The organism is Brevibacillus brevis, from assembly GCF_031583145.1.
Lineage (GTDB): Bacteria > Bacillota > Bacilli > Brevibacillales > Brevibacillaceae > Brevibacillus > Brevibacillus brevis_E.
Window position 1 is genome coordinate 15,001 of record NZ_CP134050.1, and the last position, 10,000, is coordinate 25,000.

Below are 10,000 nucleotides of genomic sequence, written 5' to 3' on the forward strand. Positions count from 1 at the left end.
CGGACTGGGTAGGGGAGCGTTCCAAGCAGCAGTGAAGCCGTACTGGAAAGAGCGGTGGAGCGCTTGGAAGTGAGAATGCCGGTGTAAGTAGCGAAAAGACAAGTGAGAATCTTGTCCACCGAAAGCCTAAGGGTTCCTGGGGAAGGCTCGTCCTCCCAGGGTTAGTCGGGACCTAAGCTGAGGCCGAAAGGCGTAGGCGATGGACAACAGGTTGATATTCCTGTACCACCTCTGTTCCGCTTGAGCAATGGCGTGACGCAGGAGGATAGGGTGAGCGGCCTACTGGATGGCCGTCCAAGCAGTGAGCCTGGTGTGTAGGCAAATCCGCACACCGTAAGGGCAAGCTGTGATGGCGAGGGAAATTTTAGTACCGAAGTCCCTGATTTCACACTGCCAAGAAAAGCGTCTAGCGAGGAACAAGGTGCCCGTACCGCAAACCGACACAGGTAGGCGAGGAGAGAATCCTAAGGTGCGCGGGATAACTCTTGCTAAGGAACTCGGCAAAATGGCCCCGTAACTTCGGGAGAAGGGGCGCCCCGGTAGGGTTTATAGCCCGAGGGGGCCGCAGTGAAAAGGCCCAAGCGACTGTTTAGCAAAAACACAGGTCTCTGCGAAGCCGCAAGGCGAAGTATAGGGGCTGACGCCTGCCCGGTGCTGGAAGGTTAAGGGGATGAGTTAGCGCAAGCGAAGCTTTGAACCGAAGCCCCAGTAAACGGCGGCCGTAACTATAACGGTCCTAAGGTAGCGAAATTCCTTGTCGGGTAAGTTCCGACCCGCACGAAAGGCGTAACGACTTGGGCGCTGTCTCGGCAAGAGACCCGGTGAAATCATAATACCTGTGAAGATGCAGGTTACCCGCGACAAGACGGAAAGACCCCATGGAGCTTTACTGTAGCCTGGTATTGGAACTTTGTGCATCATGTACAGGATAGGTGGGAAGCTGAGAAGCAGGGGCGCCAGCCTCTGTGGAGCTGTCGGTGGGATACCACCCTTGATGTACGGAGTTTCTAACTCGTCGCCCTCATCGGGCGAGAGGACCATGCCAGGTGGGCAGTTTGACTGGGGCGGTCGCCTCCCAAAAGGTAACGGAGGCGCCCAAAGGTTCCCTCAGAATGGTCGGAAATCATTCGTAGAGTGTAAAGGCAGAAGGGAGCTTGACTGCGAGACCTACAAGTCGAGCAGGGACGAAAGTCGGGCTTAGTGATCCGGTGGTTCCGCATGGAAGGGCCATCGCTCAACGGATAAAAGCTACCCTGGGGATAACAGGCTTATCTCCCCCAAGAGTCCACATCGACGGGGAGGTTTGGCACCTCGATGTCGGCTCATCGCATCCTGGGGCTGAAGTAGGTCCCAAGGGTTGGGCTGTTCGCCCATTAAAGCGGTACGCGAGCTGGGTTCAGAACGTCGTGAGACAGTTCGGTCCCTATCTGTCGCGGGCGCAGGAAGTTTGAGGAGAGCTGTCCTTAGTACGAGAGGACCGGGATGGACGCACCGCTGGTGCACCAGTTGTCACGCCAGTGGCACAGCTGGGTAGCTATGTGCGGACGGGATAAGCGCTGAAAGCATCTAAGCGTGAAGCCCCCTCCAAGATGAGACTTCCCACAGCGTTAAGCTGGTAAGACCCCTCATAGACGATGAGGTTGATAGGTTCGGTGTGGAAGCGCGGCAACGCGTGGAGCTGACGAATACTAATCGGTCGAGGGCTTATCCACACAATCCTTGCATACATGCGTATTCAGTTTTGAAGGAATGAACGAGCCATCCGGGTAGGATGGTTTTTTTGTTTTCGGCGGAGACATCGAACATTTTGATGGGGTGCATGGAAAACAATGCTTTTACTTCTACCTACGGGTCCTCTATAGTAGGGATATGAAATGGCGATGCGGAATTTTCAGACGTTTCAGTAGGAGAGGAATGAATATGAAACAGGCTTTTTCCATTCGTTTTCACTATGCTTGGGTGATTGCGGGAGTCACGTTTTTTATTCTTTTGATCGGCGCTGGCATTCGTTCTGCCCCAAGCGTATTTATGGTGCCGGTTGAACAGGAGTTTGGCTGGAGTCGCTCGGTGATTTCCTTTGCCTTGTCCATTAATATCTTGCTGTACGGGTTGGCTGGTCCTTTTGCAGCTGCTGTCATGGATCGGTTTGGAATTCGGCGCATCACGGTCATTGCTCTGCTGATGCTTGCATGTGGCTCTGCTTTGACCTCGTGGATGCAGGCTTCCTGGCAATTGACGTTATTGTGGGGGATCGTTGTCGGACTCGGCTCTGGCTGCACAGCATCCGTGCTAGGGGCCATGATTGCCAACCGCTGGTTCGTGAAGAATCGCGGGCTGGTCATGGGGATTTTGACGGCGAGCGGAGCGACGGGACAATTGTTGTTTCTCCCTCTATTGGCGAGCATGTCTGAGATGGCGGGCTGGCGCACGGCCACCTGGATTATCTCCTCGGTTGCACTCGTCATGGTGCCAATTGTCCTGATGTTCATGCGGGATCGTCCAAGTGACAAGGGACTGAAAGCGTATGGAGCTTCCGAAGCGGACCACGAGTTTGCCCCCTCTACAGAGAACCCGTTTCAAACGGCCATTCGAGGGTTGCTGACTGGTGTTCGCTCGTTTGACTTTTGGTTGCTGGCAGGCAGCTTTTTTATCTGCGGCTTGTCTACCAACGGCCTGATCGGCACGCATTTTATTGCAGCCTGCATGGAGCATGGGATTCCGGCTGTCACGGCAGCCAGTTTGCTCGCCTTGATCGGCGTTTTCGACATCATCGGCACGACCTTTTCCGGCTGGTTGTCGGATCGATTTAACAATCGCTGGCTGCTATTCTGGTACTACGGTTTGCGCGGCCTTTCCTTGATGTGGCTCCCGACAGCTTTGTCCTCTTCTACGTTTAGCTTGGGACTGTTTATCGTCTTTTACGGTTTGGACTGGGTGGCCACTGTACCACCTACATTGAGGTTGACCACCGATATTTTTGGCAGGCAGCAGGCGGGGGTTTTGTTTGGGTGGATACTGGCTTCCCATCAGTTGGGAGCTGCAGTCGCCGCATACGGCGGAGGAGTAGTCTATACGATGCTCAACAGCTACTTCTTCATGTTCGTCGTAGCAGGGGCTTTCTGTTTGCTGGCTTCACTCATGGTGATGAGGATTGGACGGAACGCGCTCACCCCATCCGTTTCCCGGAATATGTAATTAAAAAACCCCCGAGGCGATCAAAGCCGTCGGGGGTTAGTTTTGTTCAGGAGGACATAACGGGAGGGTCATTCGGAAAACGGCTCCAGCGAGGCTGCCATTGCTCGCTTCGATCGACCCGTTTGAACGTTCGACAATAGCTCGGGAAATAGCCAGTCCCAATCCAAGCTCGCCGTTCTTTCCTTTGACGAAACGATGAAACAGGTGGGGAACCAAATCCTCCGGTATTCCTTCACCGTCGTCGATGACTTCGATCGTGGCTTGGCGTTTCCCGGCATGAATCCGGATTTCTACGTACTCCTTGGCATGGCGCAAAGCGTTTCCGACGATATTGAGCAGGGCCTGTAAAATCTTTCCCTCGTCCACGTAGATAAGAGGATCTGTACCCAGGCAGCTCATGGAAACGGAGACATTCCGTTGCAAACTCAGCGGATGAAGGCGCTCCATGGCTTGATTGACCAACCCGGTGACGGATAGGTGGGAAGGGTGGAATAAATCTTCCTCGCTCTCCAATTTGGCCAACAGGATGATCTCTGTCACGATATGCTTCAATCTGCCCGTCTCGGCAACAATGATATCCAGCCCTTGCTCGGCGGCCTGCCCCGTAAAAATTCCGTCGCGTATCCCTTCCGCGTAGCCCTGGATGGACATAAGCGGCGTTTTCAGCTCGTGGGAGGCATTTTGCAAAAACTGACGCTGAATCTCATGGAACCGATCCAGCTCCTGGGCCATGGAGTAGACATTTTCGGAGACTTCGGCAATTTCACCACGGGCGGGAATACGTTTCACCTCGGAAAACTGGCGAAACTGTACCTTCTTGATCTCCTTTACTAGCTGACCCAGCGGACGTACCATGATCTTGGTCATGAAGAAACTCAGCAGGATCGTCCCACCTGCGCCCAACAGCAAAATCAGAAAGATGGTTTGCGTCAGCTCCATCCGCACATCCTTCAATCCGCGAACCGGGGAAGCGAGAATCAGTCTCTGTTTCTCATCGTTTTTCAGCGGCAAATTGACCACGACATAATCATCGCCACCGACGAGCCAGATATTTTTATCTTTGCGTTTTTCCGCCTTTCGTTCCAGGGCGTCCATCCATTCGTTCAAATTGGAGGAGGGCAGAGTCGTAAACCACACTTTCTTCTTTTTCCCGAGCAACAATACCTCTACCTTCGGATTGGAAACTAACAGGCGACCGAGCTCGGCAATCGATTCCGACCGGGTCAATTCCTCCGCGTCCTTGTTTTTATCGATCCACGTCTGGCCTTTCAGGATCAATTCTTTCCTCTGCTGATCGATCAGATTGTCGAGGAGGAAGGAGTGAATCAAACTTCCAGAAATCGCCGTGAGCACAATAAGCAACAGCCCGAACATCAGCGTAATGCGTGCCTGCAGACTCATCCTTCCAGCGTCCTCTCGCCTGATCGCAGACGATATCCAAATCCCCAAACCGTTTCCAGCGGGATTTTGTCCAATTTCTTGCGGATTCGTCTGATGAGGTCGTCTACTACGCGGTCACTGCCAAAATAATCGTAGCCCCAAACCAATGTAAGCAATTCATCCCGCGAAAAGGCCCGATTCGGATTTTCTGCAAGCAGGGCGAGCACCTGAAATTCCTTGGGGGTCACCTCGACTTCCTCCCCCAGGGAATAAACGAGCCGCTTTTCTTTATCCAAAACGAGCAAACCACTCCGATGGTGATCGGACTGCTCCGGCGTATTGTCTTCCGGAAGTGCGGATGGTTCCTCTCGATGCTTCATGCGTTCCCAGCGTCGCAGCGCCCGATTGGCCCGCGCCACGAGTTCACGGGGACTAAAAGGCTTGGTCAAATAATCATCGCTGCCAAGCTCCAGCCCCAAAATCTTGTCGACTTCCTCGTCTCGCGCCGATATCATGATAATCGGCGTCTCAGACTCCATCCGGATGCGACGGCAAAACTCATAGCCGTTCATGCCGGGGAGCATGATGTCCAGGACCCACAGATCGGGAGGGTTCGTCTCCTTGAGATGCAGCGCCTCTTCTGCCGAGTGGACGCTCACGGTCAAATAGCCTTCCTTTTGCAAATAAGCTTCGACTATCTGCCTGATATTGGGGTCATCGTCTACAATCGCAATGGAAAAAGGCTTCATACTTGATTCCTCCGAGACCTTCGTTTTCTCCTTGTCATTGTACAACAGATCGCCGAAGGAACAGGATGTCTTCGCGATTTCCCACACTTTTCCCATACTTTTGCGAATGCAGCCCAAGACAGGCAGCCCCGTTCGAAACGGAACTGCCTGTCAGATGAGAACAGCGTATTCGCTTATCTATTGCAGGGCCTCATAGATGGAGGTTTTTTGCGTCAAGATTTCGGATTTGATCTCTCCCAGCTGCCGGGTCAGGTCGATGGCGTCGATAAGAGAGGATTGCCAGGCGTCATTTTCGTTTTTGTACGATTCCTTAGCGGATGCGACTGTCTCCTTGATTTGCTGTTTCAATTGATTCGCTGCTTCCTTGCTCGCCTTCTTGGCTTCGCGGATCGGTTTGACCTCAGCCAAAGGCGCCTTCAGGCTTTGGTGCATTTCCTTCACTTGAGCCAGTTCGCTTTCGATCGGGGCCAATTTTTGCTCGATAGCTTGATGGTTTGCTTCCAGCCGGGCTTTTATCGAAGCGATCTTATCCTTGTCTTTGGAGCCTTTTGCTTCTTTCAGTTGGACTGCAAGAGATTTGTTTTCTTCGCGCAGAGGTTTGATTTCAGCCAAAACGGCTTTTACCCGATCGCGGACTTCCTGAGAAACGCTTCCCTTGAGCGACTCCCACAGTGCTTTGTTTTTCTCCCCTTGGGCTTTCAGTGCAGCATCTACTTCTTTCGTTTGGTTTCGCAAGGTCTGGAGCTGCTGGTATTCGGCAGTTTGCCCCAGCTTTGGCGTTTTCGCCGGATTTTCTTCGGCGTGGATGATTCCCGTGCCGCTGGCAAACAGGCTCGTTGTCAGCAGAGCTGCAGAAAGGATTTTTTTCATGCGACTCACTCCCCGTCAGGTAATGGTGTACGAGTACTATGGTAAAAAGGAATTGTGAGAAATGTATGGGAGAAGCGAGGGGATTTCATCAAAAAACGGACGCTTGCATGACAGGGTGAATTGGGATAAAATGTTGTTGTTTACAAAATTCGTGCCAGATAGGCAGGAGGGCCGTCCATTGAAAGAGCGTTTCGTTACTACCCAACCCAATCGCATAGTAACGAAAACGTATCGGGTGCTCTCCAATTAGCCAGTTTCTTTTGCATGTCTACGTACATGCAGACCAAACGTGGAATTCCAAGGCGCCGGTATGTCGGTGCCTTTTTTGATTTGTTCGGGAAATGGCATCGGCATGACCGGTGCGCTTGTCATATGGAATGAGAGGCGTCGGATACTCCGGCGTCTTTTTTTTTATTTTCGAAAAGGCAAACTTCGGGGATGCGAGTGTGGATGAATCTGCAGGGTCGAATGAAAAGGAAGTTTGCAAGGGATAAAAGGAGGCATGTGTATGCTATTACTGGAAGCACGTCATATAGAAAAAAGCTACGGCGACCGAGTCATTTTCCGGGCAGAAAAGCTGGAAGTCATGGATGGGGACCGCATCGGCATCGTCGGGCCAAACGGGGCTGGAAAAACGACGCTGCTCAAAATCTTGGCGGGGGAGCTGCCTGCCGATCAAGGGCAGCTTTCCTCATACGGGGCGACCGCCTTTATTCGCCAGCTGGAGCAGGAGGAGGGCTATGAGACTACTGCCAAAGAGAGGCAGAAGTGGGGAGTCGCAAATGTGCATGGAGCCATGAGCGGCGGAGAACACGTTCGCCTGAAGATCGCCACCGCACTCGAGCAGGAGGCCCCCTTGCTGTTTGCCGACGAACCGACAAGCCATCTCGACTTGCCGGGCATCCGGCAGTTGGAAGAGTCTTTGCACGCTTATCCGGGAGCTGTCTTGTTGATTTCCCATGACCGGGAGCTGCTTGACGCGATTTGCACCCGAATCTGGGAAGTCGAGAATGGCAGCGTGACCGAGTACAAAGGGAACTACACGGAATACCGCAGCCAAAAGGAGCAGAAGAGGGAGCGGGAATGGGCGGAGTATGACGCCTATCAAAAGGAGAGACATCGGCTGACCCAGGCGATCGTCGACAAGAAGCAGCATGCGAGAGGCATGAAGGACGCTCCGAAACGGATGGGCTCCTCAGAAGCGAAGCTGCACAAAATGAAGGCCCAAGGAAAACGGGGAAAGGTGGAGCGAGCAGCCAAAACACTGGAGAGCCGGCTGGCGCAGCTGGAGGAAAAGGAAAAGCCAAAAGAGCTGGCGCGGGTCCAGTTTGACCTGCACCAGGAAAGCGAACACCGGGGGAGAACGGCGATTCAATGCACGGACATTACTGTGCATGCAGGGGCTCGAACATTTGTTCGCAACCTCTCGTTTCGCGTGCAAAGGGGGCAGAGGGTCGCGCTCATCGGGGCAAACGGGAGCGGAAAGTCTACCCTTTTGTCCATGATTGCGCAGAAAGTGGAGGGGATCACGATTTCACCGGGAATTCGCCTGGGGTACTTCCATCAGTCGCAAGCCACGCTCGACCCGGAAAAGACCATTTTGGAAAACGTGAAAAAGGACAGCCGCTATCCGGAAGCGACGATACGAACGGCGCTGGCCCGTCTGCTTTTCCCGGGAGATGCCGTCCATAAAACGGTTTCCGATCTCAGTGGAGGGGAACGGGTCAAAGTGGCGCTCGCCAAAGTATTCTTTGGAGACTACCACGTCCTGCTGCTGGATGAGCCGACCAACTTTCTCGATATCCCCACGCAGGAGGAGCTGGAGCTGCTCTTGGCCGATTTTCCGGGCGCGATCCTGTTTGCGACCCACGACCGCAAGCTGATGTCCGGTCTGGCCGATGCCGTGCTGTCGTTTGACGAGCTGCAGCCGAGCCTGTTCCCGGGCACCTATCCGGAATTTCTCGAGGCCAAACACAAGAAAAAGACGCGTGACAGCAGTGCGGAGCAACGATTGCTGCTCGAGACGAAGCTGACTGATGTGGTGGGCAGGCTGTCGGTGCCGACATTGCCCGCGGCTGACAAGGAGAAGCTCGAAATAGAGTACAAAGAAACGTTGGCCGCACTGCAGAGATGCAGGAGGCATGGAGAGTAATCGGACGACTTTTCTGACAAAAACTAGGAAATCGCGTGAGAGACCGTCTAAAATCGGCCCAATAAGCCAGGCTTTTGGGAGAGTCAGACAACTTCGTGGATTATTTGGACGTGTCCTCTTTCTATATGGTATAATGAAGTATTGCGATAACCAGTTGGAGGTTTACCTTTTATGGCAGAAGAAACTGCTCGGTTTCCCAAAGTCGATATTAGCCAAGAGATGAAAGAGTCGTTCATCAGCTATGCGATGAGCGTTATCGTGAGTCGGGCATTGCCTGATGTTCGAGATGGTCTCAAGCCTGTACACAGGCGTATTTTGTATGCCATGCACGATATGGGTCTTACTCCCGACAAGGCGTTCCGCAAGTCGGCCAACACGGTCGGGGAAGTAATGGCCAACTACCATCCGCACGGGGACTCTTCCATTTACGAAGCAATGGTCCGGATGGCACAAGATTTTAACATGCGCTACATGCTGGTGGAAGGTCAAGGGAACTTCGGTTCTGTAGACGGTGACCCGGCAGCGGCAATGCGTTATACCGAATCGCGCTTTTCGAAAATCGCTCTGGAGCTCTTGCGCGACATTGATAAAGAAACGGTCAACTTTGCGCCGAACTACGATGGACGCAAGGAAGAGCCGGTTGTTTTGCCTTCCCGTTTCCCGAACCTGCTGGTCAACGGGTCTGGAGGGATTGCCGTAGGGATGGCGACGAACATTCCGCCGCACAACCTGTCGGAAGTAATCGATGGCGTGACTGCCATGATCGACAATCCGAACATTACGATACCTGAGCTGATGCGGATCATCAAGGGACCGGATTTCCCTACAGCAGGAGAAATTCTCGGGTATAGCGGGATCCGCCGCGCCTACGAAACAGGCCGCGGTTCCATCATCATGCGCGCCAAGACGCTGATTGAGGAAGAGAAGGGCAAACCGCGCATTATCGTGACGGAAATCCCTTACCAGGTCAACAAAGCCAGACTCGTAGAGAAAATCGCCGAGCTGGTGCGCGAAAAGAAAATCGAGGGCATTACCGATCTGCGCGACGAGTCCGACCGCAAAGGGATGCGGATCGTCATGGAGCTGCGCCGTGACGTCATTCCGAAGGTGGTCTTGAACAACCTGTTCAAGCATACCCAGCTCCAGACGACGTTTGGGGTCAACATGCTGGCTCTCGTAGACGGCCGGCCACGCATCCTGAATTTGCGCGACATGCTGTATTACTATTTGCAGCATCAACGCGAAATTATCCGCAGACGCACAGAGTTCGACCTCAAGCAAGCGGAAGCGCGTGCGCACATCTTGGAAGGCTTGCGCATCGCTCTCGATCATATCGACGAGATCATCAGCCTGATCCGTTCTTCCCAGACGGCGGAAGAAGCACGCGACGGACTCATGAACAATTACAGCTTGAGCCATGAGCAGGCACAGGCGATTCTTGACATGCGCCTGCAACGCCTGACCGGGTTGGAGCGGGAGAAGATCGAGAACGAGTACCAGGAATTGATGGCAAAAATCGCGGAACTGCGTGCCATTCTTGCTGACGAAGGCAAGATTTACGCGATCATTCGCGAGGAATTGAGCGAAATCAAGGAGAAGTTCGGGGATGAGCGCCGTACGGTCATTACGGTCGATGAGGACCATATCGAGGACG

The 10,000-nt window shown here is 53.4% G+C and carries 6 protein-coding genes and 1 rRNA gene (2 of these 7 running past the window's edge); 4 read left to right on the top strand and 3 right to left on the bottom strand.

The window, feature by feature from the left end; genetic code table 11:
• Together RGB73_RS00180 and RGB73_RS00185 are read left to right on the top strand one after the other, a co-directional pair.
• A 23S ribosomal RNA gene (locus RGB73_RS00180) occupies window positions 1–1,712 on the top strand; it begins 1,216 nt to the left of the window's first position.
• Window positions 1,713–1,920: 208 nt separating this feature from the next.
• Window positions 1,921–3,195, top strand: coding sequence for an MFS transporter (locus tag RGB73_RS00185; RefSeq protein ID WP_310767640.1), 1,275 nt, complete (start codon window positions 1,921–1,923; stop codon window positions 3,193–3,195).
• Between the two features lie 36 nt (window positions 3,196–3,231).
• Here RGB73_RS00185 and RGB73_RS00190 read toward each other — a convergent pair whose 3' ends face one another.
• From RGB73_RS00190 to RGB73_RS00200, 3 genes are all read right to left on the bottom strand, one after another.
• The gene (locus RGB73_RS00190) at window positions 3,232–4,596 is read right to left on the bottom strand and encodes a sensor histidine kinase (protein ID WP_310767642.1); all 1,365 of its coding nucleotides are present in this window, start codon (window positions 4,594–4,596) and stop codon (window positions 3,232–3,234) included.
• Window positions 4,593–5,324, bottom strand: a complete 732-nt coding sequence (locus RGB73_RS00195) for a response regulator transcription factor (RefSeq protein WP_310767646.1) — start codon at window positions 5,322–5,324, stop codon at window positions 4,593–4,595. Before RGB73_RS00195 ends, RGB73_RS00190 begins: the two co-directional genes overlap by 4 nt.
• A 177-nt stretch (window positions 5,325–5,501) precedes the next feature.
• Window positions 5,502–6,194 carry a hypothetical protein gene (locus tag RGB73_RS00200; protein WP_310767648.1) on the bottom strand — a complete coding sequence of 231 codons (693 nt, stop codon included), beginning with the start codon at window positions 6,192–6,194 and terminating at the stop codon, window positions 5,502–5,504.
• 508 nt (window positions 6,195–6,702) lie between these two features.
• On the opposite strand from RGB73_RS00200, the gene abc-f reads away from it, so the two are divergent.
• Window positions 6,703–8,346, top strand: coding sequence for a ribosomal protection-like ABC-F family protein (gene abc-f / locus RGB73_RS00205; RefSeq protein ID WP_310767651.1), 1,644 nt, complete (start codon window positions 6,703–6,705; stop codon window positions 8,344–8,346).
• A 171-nt stretch (window positions 8,347–8,517) separates the two neighbouring features.
• Window positions 8,518–10,000: the 5' portion of a DNA gyrase subunit A gene (gyrA, locus tag RGB73_RS00210; RefSeq protein WP_310767653.1), read on the top strand. It continues 1,028 nt past the right edge of the window; the window shows 1,483 of its 2,511 coding nt (coding positions 1–1,483); the start codon lies at window positions 8,518–8,520; its stop codon lies beyond the right edge, outside the window.

Coding starts and splice junctions, on each gene's coding strand:
- RGB73_RS00185 (WP_310767640.1), top strand. CDS start 1,921: ATGAAACAGGCTTTTTCCATTCGTTTTCACTATGCTTGGGTGATTGCG.
- RGB73_RS00195 (WP_310767646.1), bottom strand. CDS start 5,324: ATGAAGCCTTTTTCCATTGCGATTGTAGACGATGACCCCAATATCAGG.
- RGB73_RS00190 (WP_310767642.1), bottom strand. CDS start 4,596: ATGAGTCTGCAGGCACGCATTACGCTGATGTTCGGGCTGTTGCTTATT.
- RGB73_RS00200 (WP_310767648.1), bottom strand. CDS start 6,194: ATGAAAAAAATCCTTTCTGCAGCTCTGCTGACAACGAGCCTGTTTGCC.
- abc-f (WP_310767651.1), top strand. CDS start 6,703: ATGCTATTACTGGAAGCACGTCATATAGAAAAAAGCTACGGCGACCGA.